This window comes from Oricola nitratireducens, assembly GCF_014904745.1.
Classification (GTDB): domain Bacteria; phylum Pseudomonadota; class Alphaproteobacteria; order Rhizobiales; family Rhizobiaceae; genus Oricola; species Oricola nitratireducens.
Genome location: NZ_JACZCS010000010.1, coordinates 1 through 17039, shown reverse-complemented (window position 1 = coordinate 17039; position 17039 = coordinate 1). Strand labels below are relative to the sequence as shown.

Below are 17039 nucleotides of genomic sequence, written 5' to 3'. Positions count from 1 at the left end.
TTGGTTCATCATCCCGGACCGGCGGGGCCGGAACGGGCTTTTCTTGTTGCTTGGATTGCCGGTTTGCCCGGCAAAAACAAACCGCGCCGGACGGTCCCAGCGCGATCAAGGGTGCTTTAGGGGCAATTTTTCGGCGCGTCAAGCGCGGAATTGCAGGCGTTCTGCCGAAAATCAAACAAAATCAATTGGTTATAAATACGGTATTATTTTACCACGCATCAATCCCGCGGCGGGATCGAGTAGGTGCACGATCCGTGCGCGATCAGGTCGTCTTTTTCGTCCGCAATCGAGATCTCGACGACGACCAGCCGCTTGCCCAGTTTCAGCAGCCGCGCGGTGCAGAAGACCGGCCCGGGCTCGGCCTTGCGCATGAAATTGATATGGAAGCTCGTCGTCACCGACAGGCCCTTCAGGCCGATATGGGCGAGGATGACGCAATAGGCGGCATAGTCGGCAAGCGTGAACAGGGTCGGGCCCGACACGGTGCCGCCCGGCCGCAGGTGCCGCTCGCCCGGGTCGAGCCGCATCGTCAGCGTGCCCGGACCGAGGTCGGTGATCGTGTAGATGCGCCCGTCGATGAAGACCTGGGCGAACTCGGTCTCCATGAATCGGTCGAGCTCTTCGGCGGAAACGATCGGGGAAGGCATCCTGGTCATGGCGGGACGATACCAATTGCGTGAACGGAATATCTTGCCGCCGCGTTTGCCCGTTTGGTAGGTTCGCCGTCAAGCCCACGCCTCCGGAGGACCAAGCATGACCGTCGCGCCCGCCCTTGTCGAAACGCCGCTCGTCACCCGCGACCGGAACGGTCCGGTCCTGCGGCTGACGCTGTCCAACCCGCCGGCCAACGCGCTGTCGATCGCCACCATGGAGGCGATGATGGCCGCGCTCGAGGACGCGCGGTCCGACGACGCGGTGCGCGTCATCGTCATCGCGGCTGCCGGCAAGGTGTTTTCCGCCGGCCACGACCTGAAGGAACTGACGCTGCACCGCCCCGACGAAGACCGGGGCAGGGCCTTCTTCGAAAAGACCATGCGGCTCTGCGCGCAGATGATGCAGGCGATCGTCACCCACCCCAAGCCGGTGATCGCCGAGATCGACGGGCTTGCGACGGCGGCCGGCTGCCAGCTGGTTGCCTCCTGCGATCTCGCCATCTGCACCGACACCTCCGCCTTCGCCACGCCGGGCGTCAATATCGGCCTGTTCTGCTCGACGCCGATGGTCGCGCTGACCCGCAATGTCCACCGCAAGCAGGCGATGGAGATGCTGCTGACCGGCGAGCAGATCGACGCCTCCAGCGCCAAGGAATTCGGCCTCGTCAACCGGATCGTGCCGAAGGAATACTTGAATCAGATTGTCCAGAAATACGCGGAAGTCATTGCTTCCAAATCGCCTTTGACGCTGAAGACCGGCAAGGAAGCGTTCTATCATCAGGCCGGGATGAGCCTGTCCGACGCCTATGACTACTGCGCCAATGTGATGGTGGAGAACATGCTGTTCCGCGACGCCGAGGAAGGCATCGGCGCCTTCCTGCAGAAGCGCAAGCCGGAGTGGACGGGCGAATAGGGGAAGAGCGAGATAAGCGCGATGTCTCCTAGGACGGTTCGTGTCCTGTCTGTTTCCTATTCGCTCGAACTGCGCGCAGAGAGGCGCCATTTATCTCTAGATCGCATTCGCCATATGGGAGCGTTCACCGGGATTCATTCGATGTGCGTGCATTCCCCGATCTCGACAGACGGCGTATTTCCGCCAGAGTCGTCCCCATCAACGAAACCCGCGTGATAGGTTCGCTGATACCGTCGGGCGCTCAAGTTGAAGTCATAAAAATAGAGGCCGCCAGAGGTCCGGCATCGAAACTTGCCCTCAGGGGACATGAAGATGTCGCCGTAGCCGACTCGCTTTGCAGGCTGGTAACCTTCGCGCTCACCCCAGCAACTGCGGGCAGTGCTCTCAAGCAATGGCAACTCAATACCTTCAATTGGCCGCACAGTCCCAAAGTAGGCTGTTCCTGCAACCGACCAACCAAACGACTTCCACTCCTCACTCTCATTTGAGGCTCGAATCTCAAAGATAAACTGCTCATCATTCGACACTTTGAACGCGGTTCCCCGCCATTCGTGCACTGGATCATTCCACTGCACGCCTCCGGCTGCCAAAGGCGTGCATAAGTACTTCCCGGCGTATTTTCCGGTGTCTTCAAATTTCGGTCGATCACTCGACTGCCCAATGGCCGCACTCGCTTGTAGAGCGATTAATAATCCCAGAATCTTCTGCATTCTGGCTCTCCCGAAGCATATTCTTTCTTTGCGCTAGGGCGGATGCTCACACAAATGGATTACCGAATCCCCCAATGATAGCGATTTGCCCCGATGTGGAATACAGTTGAGCCGCCGGGAGTTTCCCTCGCTTGCCCAATAAGATGCTTTGGCGGGCATCCGTTTGAGAGCGAGCAGGGGATTGTGTCATTGAGCGATCCACCCTAATGTTCTCGCTATGTTCTAGCGTTGGAGACTAGCATGCGTTTCGATCCCCGCATTTCCATGGTGACGCTCGGCGTCGCCGATGTCGCCGCGTCGACGGCATTCTACGAGAAGCTCGGTTTCGTGAAATCCTCGGCCTCGCAGGAGGCGGTGAGTTTCTTCCGGCTGAAGGGTACGCTGCTCGGCCTGTTCGGGCGCGCGGCGCTTGCCGCCGACGCCACTGTCGAGGATACGAAACCCGGCTTCTCGGGCGTGACGCTGGCGCATAATCTTGCGAGCGAGGCGGAGGTCGACGCCGCCTTCGCGCATGCGCTGTCCTGCGGCGCGACACCGGTCAAGAAACCCGAAAAGGTCTTCTGGGGCGGCTATTCCGGCTATTTCGCCGATCCCGACGGCCATCTCTGGGAAGTCGCCTACAATCCGTTCATGGCGAACGACGAAGACGGTTTCATGCAACTGCCGGAATAGGGCATGCGTCGTTTCCGGCAGGCGACAAATTGCGCGTCCGGTGCTACGGCTTCGCCATGAACCACGATTCCTATCCCGACGATTACATCCGCTCCATCCTGACCTCCGTGAAGACGATCGCGGTCGTCGGCGCGTCGGCCAATGACGTGCGACCGAGCTATTTCGTCATGAAATACATGATCGACAAGGGCTTCAGGGTCTTGCCCGTCAATCCCGGCCATGCGGGCAAGGAAATCCTCGGCCAGACGGCCTTTGCGTCGCTCGCCGATCTGCCGGAACCCGTCGACATGGTCGACATCTTCCGCGCCGCGTCGGCCGTGCCCGCGATCACCGGCCAGATCCTGGCGATGGACCCGCTGCCGAAGGTGGTCTGGATGCAGCTGACCGTGCGCGACGACGACAGCGCCGCGCGGCTGGAGGAAAAGGGCATCCAGGTCGTCATGGACCGCTGCCCGAAGATCGAATATGGCCGCCTGTCGCGCGAGATCGGCTGGAACGGCGTCAATTCGAAGGTGCTGTCCTCGCGCCGCCCCGAATTGCGCACCGGTTTCCAGAGTTTCGGCATCAGGCGCTGACGGTCGTCGCCTGCCGGCGCGAATGCGCGCCGGGTTTTAAGCAATTTCATTTCGACTTCGCGCCGCGGCGGACAATAATCGTCTTTGACTCGCCCGCCGATCCCCGCCACAACGTCATTCGATTTTGTTCAGGAGGAGGCGACCATGGCCCAGAAGACACCCGGTTTCGATACTTTGGCAATTCATTCGGGGGCGCAGCCTGACCCGGCGACCGGGGCCCGAATCACGCCGATCTACCAGACCACGGCCTACGTCTTCAACGACGCCGACCACGCCGCCTCGCTGTTCGGCCTGAAGGCCTTCGGCAACATCTATACCCGCATCATGAACCCGACCCAGGCGGTTCTCGAGGAGCGCCTTGCCGCGCTCGAGGGCGGCACCGCGGCGCTGGCCGTCGCATCCGGCCACGCGGCCCAGCTGGTCGTCATGCACACGCTGATGACGTCCGGCGACAATTTCGTCGCCGCGCGCCGCCTCTACGGCGGTTCGATCAACCAGTTCGGCCATTCCTTCAAGAATTTCGGCTGGGAAGTCCGCTGGGCTGACGCCGCCGATCCGGCGAGCTTCGCCGCGCAGATCGACGACAGGACCAAGGCGATCTTCGTCGAGAGCTTCGCCAACCCGGCCGGTTTCGTCACCGACATCGAGGCGCTGGCGGAAATCGCGCGCGATGCCGGCATTCCGCTGATCGTCGACAACACGATGGCGTCGCCCTATCTGCTGCGCCCGATCGAGCACGGCGCCGACATCGTCGTCCATTCGTTGACCAAGTTCCTCGGCGGCCACGGCAATTCGATGGGCGGCGTGATCGTCGACGGCGGCACCTTCGACTGGTCGGCGACCGACAAGTATCCGATGCTGTCGACGCCGCGCGACGAATATGGCGGCATCGTCCTGCACGAGACCTTCGGCAACTTCGCCTTCGCCATCGCCTGCCGCGTGCTCGGCCTGCGCGACCTTGGTCCGGCGATCGCGCCGATGAACGCGTTCCTGATCCTGACCGGTATCGAAACGCTGGGGCTGCGCATGCAGCGCCATTGCGACAACGCGCTCGCCGTGGCGAAGCACCTGAAGGACCATCCGAAGGTCGACTGGGTCGAATATTCCGGCCTCGAGGGCCACGCCAACCACGCGCTGCAACAGCGTTACAGCCCGAAGGGCGCCGGCGCGGTCTTCACCTTCGGCGTCAAGGGCGGTTATGAGGCGGGCGTCAAGTTCGTGGAATCGCTCGAGATCGTCTCGCATCTCGCCAATATCGGCGACACCCGCACGCTGGTCATCCATCCGGCCTCGACCACCCACCGCCAGCTGACCGACGAGCAGCGTGCCGCCGCCGGCGCCGGCAACGACGTGGTGCGGCTGTCGATCGGCATCGAGAGCGTCGACGACATCATCGCCGATATCGACCAGGCGCTGGCGAAAGCCGGCTAGGTCGTATTTGCATGTCGCGCCCGCGGCTCTGTTCACGATCGTTGGACGGGACCGCGGGCCGGTGCTAATCTCGGCAGTCTTTCCCTTCAGTGGCGATGCCGGGCCGGATTCCGGTCGGCCGGGGAGAAAAACGATGATGCCGAAAGTCCCGAAATTGCGTCTCGCGGCGGTCTTCCTGGCGATCGCGTCCGTTGTCCTGTCGGCCTGTTCCGACGAGAGTTCGTCCTCGGCGGCAACGGCCGTAAAGATCGACGCCTGCGGCCTTCTCGATGCCGACCGGGTCGGTGCCGCCATCGGCGTGCCGGTCCAGCCGGGCGCGGAGGGCAGAAGCGCCGGCGGCGGCGAGAACGAGGGCGTTTTGTCGACCTGCAACTGGCAGGCGCCCGATGACACGCCGCGCCTGCCGACAGTGACGCTGATGGTCTGGTCGTGGCCCGCCGGAGGCAAGGGCGCGCAAAGCTATATCCAGTCGTTCCGCGACGCGGCCGAGCAATATCCCGATCTGCCGAAGCCCGAGCCGGTGGCGATGGGCGACGAGGCGATTTGGGTCGGGAACGGCCTGCAGGCGCGCAAGAACGACGCCAGCATATCCGTGACAGTGTCCGGCATCGACGAGGACAAGGCGAAACCGGCCGTCATGGCGCTCGCCAGGGAGGTGCTCGACGCGCTTTGACGCGGACCGCCTGTCTCGTGTCCGGCGGAATTGATTTTCCGCAATCAAAGTTTCGACGAAATCCTGTAGGTTCCTGACGGAATCAACAGGTGGAGACCTCTATGCCGCGCTTTAAATCGCTGACCCTTGCCGCAACGCTGTCGTTCGCGGCGGCCGTCGCGCCCGCTTGCGCCCAATCCGCGGACCCGGCCTGGCTGGATGTGCTGTCCAACCAGCTTGCGATCGAGCATGCCTGCGCGGTCGAGTATTATCTGAACACCAAGGAAGGCGAACTCGCCGGCCGCCGGACCTACGAGGCGCGCGCGCAATGCCGCGACGGCCGCCAGTTCGATGCCGCGCTGACCGAGCCGGAAACCGAGTTCACGATCAAGGAATGCGGCGTGCAGGTGTGCTAGCCCGCCATGTCTTCGTAGAGCCAGACCATCCGGTCGCAGAACCACAGCTTGAGCACGGAGGCAAGCGCCGCGCCGAGTCCGGCTGCGAAGGGATCGAGCACGTAAAGCCCGTAGATCATCGGTAGGAGCGCGACGCCGCCGGCAATGGAAAGCCCCAGTGCCCAGCGGGCGTGACTGGCCGGAACCGGCACGGTCTTGCGATTCAGCCAGAGCCGCTCGCCAAGCGTCACCTTCGACGCCCAGTTGTCGGTCGAGGCGGGCGCGGAAAAGGCGCGCGGATTGTAGAAGACCCACGCGAGCAGGATGACGAGCGGAAACACCGCCCACCAGTCGATCCATGCGCGGCTGAAGATCGACAGCGCGATCAGCGCGAGAAGCGGAATGCGGGTGTAAACGCTCCAGGGATTGGCATGGCGTGCCCAGTCGGCCTCGTTCATGCCTATGGAGCTTTCAAATGCTTTGTCGATTTGCATGCGCCCGGCTATCAGTTTGTTGTTTTTGTTAGGATCTTGATATGACTGCAATTCGTTTCCTCCCTGTTACGCCGGATGGCGCAATTGAAGAGACCGAGCGCCCGGCGCCCGAAAAATACGTCTCCGGCGATCCCGTCTTCACCACATGGAATCTCGAGGAGCGCGACGAGCTTTACTGCGGCATCTGGCAATCGACGCCGGGCAAATGGCGGATCGCCTATGACGAGTGGGAGTTCTGCCACATCCTCGAAGGCGTGTCGGTGATCACCGAAGACGGCGGCGCGGCGCGCACCGTCAGGGCGGGCGACAGCTTCATCCTGCGCCCGGGTTTCGCGGGCACCTGGGAGGTGCTGGAGACGACCCGCAAGGAATATGTCATCCGGCTTTGACGGCCGCTTGCAACTCTATCCGCAATCCGCTCAATTCGACGCGTTCGCGATATCGGGGTCGATTCATGAAAATATCCGTCGTCGGGGCGGGCATAGCCGGCCTGTCCACCGCCTGGTCGCTCGCCAAGCAGGGTCATCAGGTCATGCTCTTCGAGCAGGGGCCTATCCCCAATCCGCTGGCGGCGTCCGGCGATCACCATCGCATCATTCGCCGCGCCTATGGCGCCGGGTCGGGCTACGGCGCCGCGATTACCGAGGCCTATGACGCCTGGGACGAGCTGTGGGCGGATCTCGGCGAAAGCCATCTCGATGCGCGCGGCTTCATGGCCGTCAGCCGCGAGACCGGCGACGAGGCCGAGGATTATTTGAACGGCCTGCGCGAAGGCGGCTGGCCCTGCGAGGTGCTTGAGCCGGGCGAGGCGGCCGAACGCTATCCCTTCCTCGATCCCGACACGATCCGCTATGCCTTTTTCTCGCCCGAGGGCGGCGCGCTGCATTGCCGCCGCATCGCCTTTTCCATGGCCGGCTGGCTGCAGGCGCGCGGCGTCCTGCTGCGCCAGACCATGAAGGTGACCGGCGTCGATCCGGCCAGGGCCGCCGTCACGACCGAGGATGGCCGCACGATCGAGGCCGACTATGTGATCGTCACCGCAGGCGCCTGGGTGACGAAACTCTTTCCGGACCTCGTTTCCGATCTGACGACCTACCGCACGGCGGTCGTCTATCTCGACCCGCCGGCGCATCTGAAGGAGGCTTGGGCGCGCGCGCCCGTCATCCTCGATGTCGGCGGCGAGACGGACGGTTACATCCTGCCGCCGTCGGGCGAGGGCGGCCTGAAATTCGGGTCCGGCCTGCACAAAATCGCCAGCGCCGATGCCAACGCGAACCGCGATCCGGTCGCGGGCGAGGGGGAGGCGATCCGCGATCTGTTCGCGCCCCCGATGCGCGATATCGATCGATATGCGATCACCGGTGTCGTCACCTGCGCCTACACATTTACGGCCGACGAGCGGTTTTTCGTGCGCGAGGAAGGCAATTGCCTGGTCGTCTCCGCCTGTTCGGGCCATGGCTACAAGTTCGGCGCCGCCGTCGGGCGGCGCGTGGCCGGGTTCGTGGAGAACCGGGATTTTGCGGCGCTCAAATCATGGATGCGCGCCGAAGCCTGATTGTTCACAGTTTTGCCGCATTAAGGTTTACGGCAGGGCGTGTCTTGCGAAGTGCCGCCCGCACGCCCTATTTAAGGGCAAGATGTAGCCGATTCCCCAAGCGCAAAGGCCTTTGCGCGTTTTCAGACAGAAATCCCCGAAAGGTAAAACATGGCCAATCCGATCGACACCGCAATGAACCTCGTTCCGATGGTCGTGGAACAAAGCAATCGGGGCGAGCGCGCCTACGATATTTTCTCGCGCCTCCTGAAGGAACGCATCATCTTCATCACTGGTCCGATCGAGGATGGCATGGCGTCGCTCGTCTGCGCGCAGCTCCTGTGGCTGGAAGCGGAGAACCCGAAGAAGGAAATCGCGATGTACATCAACTCGCCGGGCGGGGTGGTGACGTCGGGGCTCGCGATCTACGACACGATGCAGTTCATCAAGCCGCCGGTCTCGACGCTGTGCATCGGCCAGGCCGCGTCGATGGGGTCGATGCTCCTGACCGCCGGCGCCAAGGACATGCGGTTCTCGCTGCCCAATTCGCGCATCATGGTTCACCAGCCTTCCGGCGGCTACCAGGGTCAGGTGACCGACATCCTGATCCACGCCAAGGAAGTCGAGGCCCTGAAGCGCCGCCTGAACGAAATTTACGTCAAACACACCGACCGTTCCTACGATGATATTGAAAATGCGCTCGAGCGCGACAATTTCATGACGGCGGATGTGGCCAAGGAATTCGGCCTGATCGACCGCGTGATCGAATCCCGCGATGCGATCGAGCCCGAGGAAAAATAGTCGCAGGCCGGAGCGTGCTGTTGCATCCGTGTGACGCATGGGAAGCTTCGCGAAAGCCAAGGCATTGTAAGCTTTGCGCGCTTGGAAAAGCCGTCTAGATTGCAATGTGACGTCCCGATTAAGGGAACGGTAAAGGAATATGTCGAATCGTTGCACGTAACGTGGATATGTGTACGAATGTGATTTGAAGCCTTTGTGACGCGATGTGGTTGTCGAGTAAGCGCGTCACGGAAATATAGTCGGGATTGCCGATGCGCATGAGCCGCGCGAAATCTGCAATCCGCTGAAAGGAATGGGCATGAGCAAGGTTGGCAATGGTGGTGGTGGTAGTGGCGGCGGCGACGCCAAAAACACCCTCTACTGCTCTTTCTGCGGGAAGAGCCAACACGAGGTCCGCAAGCTGATTGCAGGTCCGACCGTCTTCATCTGCGATGAATGCGTCGAGCTGTGCATGGACATCATCCGCGAGGAGAACAAGTCCTCGATGGTGAAGAGCCAGGAAGGCGTGCCGACCCCGCAGGAAATCATGGCGGTTCTCGATGACTACGTGATCGGCCAGGGCCACGCCAAGCGCATCCTTTCGGTTGCCGTGCACAACCACTACAAGCGCCTCGCCCATGCCGAGAAGAACGACGACGTCGAGCTGGCGAAGTCCAACATCCTGCTGATCGGGCCGACCGGCTGCGGCAAGACGCTGCTGGCCCAGACCCTGGCGCGCATCATCGATGTTCCGTTCACCATGGCGGACGCGACGACGCTGACCGAAGCCGGCTATGTCGGCGAGGACGTGGAAAACATCATCCTCAAGCTGCTGCAGTCCTCCGACTACAATGTCGAGCGCGCGCAGCGCGGCATCGTCTATATCGACGAGATCGACAAGATTTCGCGCAAGTCGGACAATCCCTCGATCACCCGCGATGTGTCGGGCGAGGGCGTCCAGCAGGCGCTTCTGAAGATCATGGAAGGCACGGTGGCTTCGGTTCCGCCGCAGGGCGGCCGCAAGCACCCGCAGCAGGAATTTCTGCAGGTCGACACCGCAAACATCCTGTTCATCTGCGGCGGCGCCTTCGCCGGCCTCGACAAGATCATTTCCGACCGCGGCCGCAAGACCTCGATCGGCTTCGGCGCGACCGTCGACATGGCGGAAGACCGCAAGACCGGAGAACTCTTCCGCAAGGTCGAGCCCGAGGATCTGCTGCGCTTCGGCCTGATCCCGGAATTCGTCGGCCGGCTGCCGGTTCTGGCGACGCTCGAGGATCTCGACGAGGACGCGCTGGTGCAGATCCTGACCGAGCCGAAAAACGCGCTCGTCAAGCAGTATCAGCGCCTGTTCGAGATGGAGGATGTCAGCCTCATCTTCCACGAGGATGCGCTGCGCGCGATCACGCGCAAGGCCATCGAGCGCAAGACCGGCGCACGCGGCCTTCGTTCGATCATGGAAGCGATCCTGCTCGACACGATGTTCGAGCTGCCGGCGCTGGAAGGCGTGCGCGAGGTCGTCATCTCCGAAGAGGTGGTGTCCGGAAGCGCCCGTCCGCTCTATATCTATGCCGACAGGGCCGACGACAAGGAAAACGCCTCGGCCTGACGGGCGAAACGTTCCATGAACGCGAAAAGGCCGGGCAACCGGCCTTTTTCCGTTGGTTCAACCTTTTGGACCATTGCGGCGCACGGCCAACCGCGCGAGTATCAAAATCGATTCCGTCTGTTTTAAACCGTTGAAATCGGGTTTCTGCGGCGCCACTTACAGGGGGAGCCTTTCATCCGGGGCCATGAGGCACGGAGAGGGGTATTTCTAAGCCGATAAGGCATGAAAGGAAAAACGAATGGCTGAAGCCGAAAAGAAAACAGCAGCGGACGGCGCTGACGGGCTCTATGCCGTCCTGCCGTTGCGCGACATCGTTGTTTTCCCGCACATGATCGTGCCGCTTTTCGTGGGGCGTGAAAAATCGATCCGCGCGCTTGAGGATGTGATGGAGAACGACCGTCAGATCCTGCTCGCGACGCAGAAGGATGCCGGCGACGACGATCCGGCGCCCGACGCGATCTACAGCCACGGCACCGTGGCGAACGTTCTCCAGTTGCTGAAACTGCCCGACAACACCGTCAAGGTGCTGGTCGAGGGCGTGTCTCGCATGGAAATCCAGGACTATACGGACCGCGATACCCATCTCGAGGCCCATGCGATTCCGGTCGCCGAGCCCGAGGAAGACGAAATCGAACTGGCCGCTCTCGGCCGCTCGGTCGTCTCCGAGTTCGAGAACTACGTCAAGCTGAACAAGAAGATCTCGCCCGATATCGTCTCCGCGGTCACCCAGATCGAGGAGCCGTCGAAGCTTGCCGATACGGTCGCTTCGCACCTGTCGATCAAGATCAGCGAAAAGCAGGACATTCTCGAAACCGCCAGCGTCAAGGACCGGCTGGAGAAGTCGCTCGGCCACATGGAATCCGAGATTTCGGTTCTCCAGGTCGAGAAGCGCATTCGCAGCCGCGTCAAGCGCCAGATGGAGAAGACCCAGCGCGAGTACTATCTCAACGAGCAGATGAAGGCGATCCAGAAGGAACTCGGCGATGGCGAGGACGGCCATAACGAGCTTGCCGAACTGGAAGAGCGCATCTCCAAGACGAAGTTCTCCAAGGAAGCGCGCGAGAAGGTCGACGCCGAGCTGAAGAAGCTCAAGCAGATGAGCCCGATGTCGGCCGAAGCCACCGTCGTGCGCAACTATCTCGACTGGATGCTGTCGATTCCGTGGAACAAGAAGTCGAAGGTCAAATATGATCTCGACGTCGCCCAGGAGGTGCTCGACACCGACCACTACGGCCTCGAGAAGGTCAAGGACCGGATCGTCGAGTATCTCGCCGTCCAGAAGCGCCAGAACAAGCTGAAGGGGCCGATCCTCTGCCTCGTCGGCCCGCCCGGCGTCGGCAAGACCTCGCTCGGCAAGTCCATCGCCAAGGCGACGGGCCGCGAATTCGTGCGCATGGCGCTCGGCGGCGTGCGTGACGAGGCCGAGATCCGCGGTCACCGCCGCACCTATATCGGCTCGATGCCCGGCAAGGTCATCCAGTCGATGAAGAAGGCGAAGAAATCCAATCCGCTCTTCCTGCTCGACGAGATCGACAAGATGGGCATGGATTTCCGCGGCGATCCGTCGTCGGCCCTGCTCGAGGTGCTCGATCCGGAACAGAACTCGACCTTCATGGATCACTATCTCGAGGTTGAGTACAATCTGTCCGACGTGATGTTCATCACCACGGCGAACACGCTCAACATTCCGCCGGCACTGATGGACCGCATGGAGATCATCCGCATCGCCGGTTACACCGAGGACGAGAAGGTTGAAATCGCGCGCCGGCACCTGCTGCCCAAGGCGATCCGTGACCACGCCCTCCAGGAAGGCGAGTTCGCGATCACCGACGAGGCGCTGCGCGAGGTCATCCGCACCTATACGCGGGAAGCCGGCGTTCGTAACCTCGAGCGTGAGCTGATGACGCTCGCCCGCAAGGCGGTCACGGACATCCTGCGCACCGACAAGAAGACGGTCGAAGTGACGCCGGAAAACCTCGACGACTATCTCGGCGTTCCGCGGTATCGCTTCGGTCAGATCGACGGCGAGGACCAGATCGGTGTCGTCACAGGACTGGCCTGGACCGAGGTTGGCGGCGAGTTGCTGACGATCGAGGGCGTCATGATGCCCGGCAAGGGCAAGATGACGGTCACCGGCAATTTGCGTGACGTGATGAAGGAATCGATTTCGGCGGCGGCATCCTATGTCCGCTCGCGCGCCATCGATTTCGGCATCAAGCCGCCACTGTTCGACAAGCGCGACATCCACGTGCACGTGCCGGAAGGCGCGACGCCGAAGGACGGGCCGTCCGCGGGCGTCGCGATGGCCACGGCCATCGTGTCGGTGATGACCGGCATTCCGGTGCGCAAGGACGTCGCGATGACCGGCGAGATCACGTTGCGCGGCCGGGTGCTGCCGATCGGAGGCCTGAAGGAAAAGATGCTCGCGGCGTTGCGTGGCGGCATCAAGACGGTTCTCATTCCCGAGGACAACGTCAAGGATCTGGCCGACATTCCGGAAAACGTGAAAAGCGAGCTGGAAATCATCCCCGTTGGCCGCATCGGTCAGGTTCTGGAACACGCCCTGACGCGCAAGCCGGAGCCCATCGAATGGACCGAAGAGGTCGAATCGGTAGCCAGCAAAGTCGCCCCGATTGACGACGATAGCCTCCCTAACGTCGCCCACTAGGCCCGGCTGATCCCAAAAACTTGTAAACGCCGCAGAAATGCGGCGTTTTTTCTTGGATTTCCGGGCTTTTCGGTGCCATTCCCCTTCGGGTTGGCGGCGAATCCATTTATGGTCCGCCGTGTTTACGGTTGGCCCGCCGGGAAGACACCGGCAGCCTGCCGCATGGATTGAGAAGGATTATGACAATGAATAAAAACGAGCTTTCTGCCGCCGTTGCGGAGAAGACCGGTCTGGGTAAGGGAGATGCCGCGTCGGCAGTCGACGCTGTTTTCGACACGATCACCAGCACGCTGAAATCGGGCGGCGATGTCCGCATTCTCGGCTTCGGCAACTTCAGTGTGAATGACCGCGCCGCGACCACGGGCCGTAACCCCCTCACGGGCGCTCCGGTCGACATTCCGGCGAAGAAGGTCGCGAAGTTCTCGGCCGGCAAGGGCCTCAAGGACGCGCTCAACAGCTGATAGCGTCGACAGACGATTCTTCTTGGACCGCGGTTGCCATCGGCAGCCGCGGTTTTTCATTGCCTGCGCGCCAGGCGCGCAACCGAGGTTATTTCCGGCGGGAGCGGTTGAAGGTCGCGGTGAGAAGCTGCGCCATGTGCGCGTCGCGCGCCTTGCCGGTCTTGCCGCCCATGACGACGGCAACGAGCGAGCGGCCGTTGCGGTTCACCGAGGCGGCCAGATTGTATCCCGACGCCTTGATATAGCCGGTCTTGATGCCGTCGGCGCCCGCAACCATTCCGAGCAGCTTGTTGTGTCCGCGTACCGTCTTGCCCCGGAACTGGAAACTGCGCAGCGCGAAATAGGAATAATATTGCGGGAAGTCGCGCCGCAGCGCCATCCCGAGGACGGCCATGTCGCGCGCCGTCGTCGTCATCTTCGGATCGGGCAGGCCGGACGCATTGGTGAAAACGGTCCTCGTCATGCCGAGCGAGCGACCTTTCGCGGTCATCTGGCGTGCGAAAGCCTTTTCGCTGCCGGCGAGATTCTCGGCGAGCGCCGTCGCGACGTCATTGGCGGACTTGACGATGAGCGCGCGGATCGCCGTATCGACGTCGATCGTGTCGCCCGCCTTCATGTAGAGCTTCGTCGCCGGCTGTCTGGCTGCGGTCGCCGATAGCGGAATCATCGTGGTCCTGCTCAGCCGGCCGTTCTCCAGCGCCTCGAATGTCAGGTAGAGCGTCATCATCTTGGCGAGCGATGCCGGATAGCGAATCTGGTCGGCCGCGACCTCGTAGAGGATCTTGCCGTCTTTCGCGTCGACGACGATCGCTGCGTATTTCGACGGCTCGGCCTGCGGCGCCGCGATATCGAGCGTGTCGGATGTGGAGCACGCCGTCAGTTCGGCAGTGAAAATGAGCGAGAGCAGGACGATGAAAAAGCGCGCACGCGGGCGAAGCTGGAAATTCAGGATGGGCTCCATCGACGATATCGGTTTGTTACGGCTCGTAATGCGCAATTAGCATGTTCTCTTCGAAAATGCAGGCCAACGGCTGTGGAGAATTAACGGATTCTTGCGCGGGCCGACCGACGGCGCTGTGCCGGTGCGCACAGACGGCAATATCCGCCGGGACAGGGCATTCGAAGGAAGGGGAATGGTGGGCGGTGAGAGGCTCGAACTCCCGACATCTTCGGTGTAAACGAGCGTGTCGAAGCCTAAGTAGCCGATTTATATCGATGTTTTTCGGCGTTGGTGCCCGTTCGTTCTGCTCTGTTCCGGTTGTTTCCGTGGCAAAGCGTGGCGGTGCCAGTCTCCGTTCACGCGACGTTCCCGAGGACGTCCGACCATTCGCCAGAGCGGGCACTGCGCTTGACCGCCTCTCGCAGGGCCGCCAGGCCGTCGTCCGGCGTGCTGTCGAGGACGCTGAACGCCGCCACCGGGGCCTCCGCGATCTCCATCAGGTCGCGCACCGCCTGACGGACCTCGGCCGCGACGGCCGCGCTGGTGGCCGCCGTCTGCCGCTGGGCCGCCCGTCCAGTGGCATCCCGGCGCGACTGGATTCGCCCGGCCCCGCTCGAGAATGCTTCTGAGATGCCAGACTGGTAGTCGGGGTGATGGTGTCCGTAGTGCCGGACGATGGTCCTCTCGTCGGTAGACAGGAAGCCCGCGATCTCTCCGATAGGCTGCCCGGACTGCATGAGCCATGTGGCGGCCGTGTGCTTGCAGGCGTGCCTGTTCAGCCGCTGCGCCTTCCGCTCCTCTTCGGAGAGCGTCTCGCGCAGGAGCCGGAAGAACGCTGACGCGGTGCCAACCGGGCGGCCCTGATACTCGACCACGTACCGAGCTCCGTTCCTCTTCCAGCGCCGGAGATGGGACAGCAGCCTCACCGGGATGCGGACGGGGTCCGCTCTCTTGTTGTCCGGGACGCGTTCGCCATCCCAGCTGCGGTAGAAGATGCCTCCTTCGACATCGATCCACGGGCGCCCCGGTTCCGGGTAGAACGAGGCCTGCTCGATGCGGTCCGTCCTCGTGCCCGTGTAGACGGCCATGAGCATGAAGCGTGCGAGGTGCCTCCTGGGCCTGCGGCCGGTTTCCTTCGTCACCCCGACCTTGTCTCCGGACGACCGCTTGTCCGAGTGCGTGTATGTTCCCTTGGCCCGGTAGGCCGCCCAGACGAGGCGGGCGAACTGGCTCCGCGTGAAGAACCCGTACCGCGGCGGTGAGGGGGGAGGGATGTGGAAGACGTGCTCTCCGCCCTTCGCCAGCAGCCTGTCGGCCTCGGCGAGGTTGATGGCGGCCCTTAGGTCCTCGAGGCAGCGCCGGGCCGTGCTGGCCGAGTGCATGGCCGTGAACTCGGAGCACGTCCCCTTGTCTACGTCATCGACGACCTTGCCCGTCCAGTAGTCGAGCAGCCACTCCATTCGGTCGAGGAGCACCTTGCGCTGACGCGCTGCGTTGCGCGCCTTTGCTGGCTCGGCCTCGGCATCGACGTTGAACCGCGTGACGGTCTCGGTCATATAGTGCGAGATCACGTCTTCGAGTGGCATCTCGGCCGCTGGACGGCCTCTCGTGCGCCTGGATGGGCGCTCTAGGGCTTCCTGGTGCTGTCGGGCGATGTAGGCGCGGAGCGCTGCCTGAGCCGCTTCAGCGTCTCCCTCGCCGAGTCCGCGGAGATCGATGCCCCACTCCGGGACGTGCAGGATCTGTCGCCCGTCGTAGATGTAGTACTGCGCGCGGTGCGTGAGGCGGCCCCGCTTGTCGTAGCGGGCCTTCCGGAGGTTGAGGCTCGGCAATTGGTTTCTTGGTCTCGGCATGTCTCGAGCCACTCCCTGATCAGGCGGCGGGTAACGTACAGGTTCTTCGCGTTCGGCCTGACCGTCGCCAGTTCCCCGCGCTCGATCGCGCCGCGCAAGGTCTTCGCGGTGAATGATTTTGACTTCGACCTCAGTCCCGGATTCTTGGTATATCTCCCGCCTAGCTCTGGCAGACAGAGGGCATCCTCGATCTTGAGAGGTGCGTCATCGTGCGGATCTACAGCCACGTTCCCGCGCGAGAGATCCAAGAGCAAGGCTGTCCCTCTCCGCGCACGAGCGATTAATTCGTCCTGTCTGGCGCGTCTTTCGTCGGATGCTTCTTTTTCCCTTTGGAGCGTTTCCTCATCCGGGATCGGATCGCGATACGCGCGTGCAATCGTCTCCTCGCAGCGTTCGATCTCTTTGCCGATTCGCGCGATCAGTTCGTTGATTTCGTGGTCGTACATGTTCCCGATTGCTCCGGCCGTTCATCTACGCGCGCCCGATAAAGACACGGTGAATCCGTTCCGTAAAATGCGACCGGCTGCCGGAGTCTTGCTCGACGACACCATCTGCTGCCTCCGGCGGCTGCCGATCTGCTCGACACCGCGGGAAGACGGAGGCTCTCTTGCACGACCGGGACGCGGTTGCAAGTCATCCGTCGTCCTCCGCGAGAAGCCGGGCAAGCTCGAGCAGGGCGGCGATGACGTCCTCGTGCGT

The 17039-nt window shown here is 62.4% G+C and carries 17 protein-coding genes; 12 read left to right on the top strand and 5 right to left on the bottom strand.

The features are described 5' to 3' along the window. Nucleotides 1-218: 218 nt before the first annotated feature. On the bottom strand, nucleotides 219-656 hold the full coding sequence (locus tag IG169_RS06610) for a PaaI family thioesterase (protein WP_246717192.1): 438 nt from the start codon (nucleotides 654-656) through the stop codon (nucleotides 219-221). Between the two features lie 97 nt (nucleotides 657-753). On the opposite strand from IG169_RS06610, the gene IG169_RS06605 reads away from it, so the two are divergent. Then, complete coding sequence (locus IG169_RS06605; RefSeq protein ID WP_193175391.1) at nucleotides 754-1566, top strand: enoyl-CoA hydratase; 813 nt, start codon at nucleotides 754-756, stop codon at nucleotides 1564-1566. 134 nt (nucleotides 1567-1700) lie between these two features. On the opposite strand, the gene IG169_RS06600 is transcribed toward IG169_RS06605, so the two are convergent. Next, nucleotides 1701-2276: a hypothetical protein gene (locus tag IG169_RS06600; RefSeq protein WP_193175390.1), complete on the bottom strand. Its 576-nt coding sequence runs from the start codon at nucleotides 2274-2276 to the stop codon at nucleotides 1701-1703. A 240-nt stretch (nucleotides 2277-2516) separates the two neighbouring features. Between IG169_RS06600 and IG169_RS06595 the strand changes: the two genes are divergently transcribed. The 5 genes from IG169_RS06595 (at nucleotide 2517) to IG169_RS06575 (ending at nucleotide 6022) form a co-directional block, all read left to right on the top strand. Further along, on the top strand, nucleotides 2517-2948 hold the full coding sequence (locus IG169_RS06595) for a VOC family protein (RefSeq protein WP_193175389.1): 432 nt from the start codon (nucleotides 2517-2519) through the stop codon (nucleotides 2946-2948). Between the two features lie 56 nt (nucleotides 2949-3004). After that, entirely contained in the window at nucleotides 3005-3523 is a 519-nt protein-coding gene (locus tag IG169_RS06590; RefSeq protein ID WP_193175388.1) for a CoA-binding protein, read from the top strand. Between the two features lie 144 nt (nucleotides 3524-3667). Continuing rightward, entirely contained in the window at nucleotides 3668-4954 is a 1287-nt protein-coding gene (locus IG169_RS06585) for an O-acetylhomoserine aminocarboxypropyltransferase (RefSeq protein ID WP_193175387.1), read from the top strand. 133 nt (nucleotides 4955-5087) lie between these two features. Beyond that, nucleotides 5088-5627 carry a hypothetical protein gene (locus IG169_RS06580; RefSeq protein ID WP_193175386.1) on the top strand — a complete coding sequence of 180 codons (540 nt, stop codon included), beginning with the start codon at nucleotides 5088-5090 and terminating at the stop codon, nucleotides 5625-5627. 101 nt (nucleotides 5628-5728) lie between these two features. Next, the gene (locus tag IG169_RS06575; protein ID WP_193175385.1) at nucleotides 5729-6022 is read left to right on the top strand and encodes a hypothetical protein; all 294 of its coding nucleotides are present in this window, start codon (nucleotides 5729-5731) and stop codon (nucleotides 6020-6022) included. Here the strand turns inward: IG169_RS06575 and IG169_RS06570 are convergent. After that, complete coding sequence (locus IG169_RS06570; protein WP_193175384.1) at nucleotides 6019-6495, bottom strand: DUF6653 family protein; 477 nt, start codon at nucleotides 6493-6495, stop codon at nucleotides 6019-6021. The two genes, IG169_RS06575 and IG169_RS06570, sit on opposite strands and share 4 nt — an antisense overlap. A 41-nt stretch (nucleotides 6496-6536) precedes the next feature. On the opposite strand from IG169_RS06570, the gene IG169_RS06565 reads away from it, so the two are divergent. The 6 genes from IG169_RS06565 to IG169_RS06540 all read left to right on the top strand — a co-directional run bounded on the left by IG169_RS06565 (nucleotide 6537) and on the right by IG169_RS06540 (nucleotide 13547). Further along, entirely contained in the window at nucleotides 6537-6884 is a 348-nt protein-coding gene (locus tag IG169_RS06565) for a cupin domain-containing protein (protein WP_193175383.1), read from the top strand. 65 nt (nucleotides 6885-6949) lie between these two features. Beyond that, complete coding sequence (locus IG169_RS06560) at nucleotides 6950-8050, top strand: NAD(P)/FAD-dependent oxidoreductase (protein WP_193175382.1); 1101 nt, start codon at nucleotides 6950-6952, stop codon at nucleotides 8048-8050. Nucleotides 8051-8200: 150 nt separating this feature from the next. Continuing rightward, on the top strand, nucleotides 8201-8830 hold the full coding sequence (locus tag IG169_RS06555; RefSeq protein WP_193175381.1) for an ATP-dependent Clp protease proteolytic subunit: 630 nt from the start codon (nucleotides 8201-8203) through the stop codon (nucleotides 8828-8830). 298 nt (nucleotides 8831-9128) lie between these two features. Next, nucleotides 9129-10418, top strand: coding sequence for an ATP-dependent Clp protease ATP-binding subunit ClpX (clpX, locus tag IG169_RS06550; protein WP_193175380.1), 1290 nt, complete (start codon nucleotides 9129-9131; stop codon nucleotides 10416-10418). A 238-nt stretch (nucleotides 10419-10656) separates the two neighbouring features. Next, the gene (gene lon / locus IG169_RS06545; protein WP_193175379.1) at nucleotides 10657-13086 is read left to right on the top strand and encodes an endopeptidase La; all 2430 of its coding nucleotides are present in this window, start codon (nucleotides 10657-10659) and stop codon (nucleotides 13084-13086) included. A 185-nt stretch (nucleotides 13087-13271) separates the two neighbouring features. Further along, on the top strand, nucleotides 13272-13547 hold the full coding sequence (locus tag IG169_RS06540) for an HU family DNA-binding protein (protein ID WP_193175378.1): 276 nt from the start codon (nucleotides 13272-13274) through the stop codon (nucleotides 13545-13547). Between the two features lie 88 nt (nucleotides 13548-13635). Here IG169_RS06540 and IG169_RS06535 read toward each other — a convergent pair whose 3' ends face one another. Both IG169_RS06535 and IG169_RS06530 read right to left on the bottom strand, forming a co-directional pair. Continuing rightward, nucleotides 13636-14508, bottom strand: a complete 873-nt coding sequence (locus IG169_RS06535; RefSeq protein ID WP_193175377.1) for a D-alanyl-D-alanine carboxypeptidase family protein — start codon at nucleotides 14506-14508, stop codon at nucleotides 13636-13638. Nucleotides 14509-14843: 335 nt separating this feature from the next. Next, entirely contained in the window at nucleotides 14844-16319 is a 1476-nt protein-coding gene (locus IG169_RS06530) for a site-specific integrase (protein WP_193175376.1), read from the bottom strand. Nucleotides 16320-17039: the final 720 nt, after the last annotated feature.

Coding starts and splice junctions, on each gene's coding strand:
- IG169_RS06565 (WP_193175383.1), top strand. CDS start 6,537: ATGACTGCAATTCGTTTCCTCCCTGTTACGCCGGATGGCGCAATTGAA.
- IG169_RS06555 (WP_193175381.1), top strand. CDS start 8,201: ATGGCCAATCCGATCGACACCGCAATGAACCTCGTTCCGATGGTCGTG.
- IG169_RS06580 (WP_193175386.1), top strand. CDS start 5,088: ATGATGCCGAAAGTCCCGAAATTGCGTCTCGCGGCGGTCTTCCTGGCG.
- lon (WP_193175379.1), top strand. CDS start 10,657: ATGGCTGAAGCCGAAAAGAAAACAGCAGCGGACGGCGCTGACGGGCTC.
- IG169_RS06560 (WP_193175382.1), top strand. CDS start 6,950: ATGAAAATATCCGTCGTCGGGGCGGGCATAGCCGGCCTGTCCACCGCC.
- clpX (WP_193175380.1), top strand. CDS start 9,129: ATGAGCAAGGTTGGCAATGGTGGTGGTGGTAGTGGCGGCGGCGACGCC.
- IG169_RS06535 (WP_193175377.1), bottom strand. CDS start 14,508: ATGGAGCCCATCCTGAATTTCCAGCTTCGCCCGCGTGCGCGCTTTTTC.
- IG169_RS06600 (WP_193175390.1), bottom strand. CDS start 2,276: ATGCAGAAGATTCTGGGATTATTAATCGCTCTACAAGCGAGTGCGGCC.
- IG169_RS06585 (WP_193175387.1), top strand. CDS start 3,668: ATGGCCCAGAAGACACCCGGTTTCGATACTTTGGCAATTCATTCGGGG.
- IG169_RS06570 (WP_193175384.1), bottom strand. CDS start 6,495: ATGCAAATCGACAAAGCATTTGAAAGCTCCATAGGCATGAACGAGGCC.
- IG169_RS06590 (WP_193175388.1), top strand. CDS start 3,005: ATGAACCACGATTCCTATCCCGACGATTACATCCGCTCCATCCTGACC.
- IG169_RS06595 (WP_193175389.1), top strand. CDS start 2,517: ATGCGTTTCGATCCCCGCATTTCCATGGTGACGCTCGGCGTCGCCGAT.
- IG169_RS06540 (WP_193175378.1), top strand. CDS start 13,272: ATGAATAAAAACGAGCTTTCTGCCGCCGTTGCGGAGAAGACCGGTCTG.
- IG169_RS06610 (WP_246717192.1), bottom strand. CDS start 656: ATGACCAGGATGCCTTCCCCGATCGTTTCCGCCGAAGAGCTCGACCGA.
- IG169_RS06605 (WP_193175391.1), top strand. CDS start 754: ATGACCGTCGCGCCCGCCCTTGTCGAAACGCCGCTCGTCACCCGCGAC.
- IG169_RS06575 (WP_193175385.1), top strand. CDS start 5,729: ATGCCGCGCTTTAAATCGCTGACCCTTGCCGCAACGCTGTCGTTCGCG.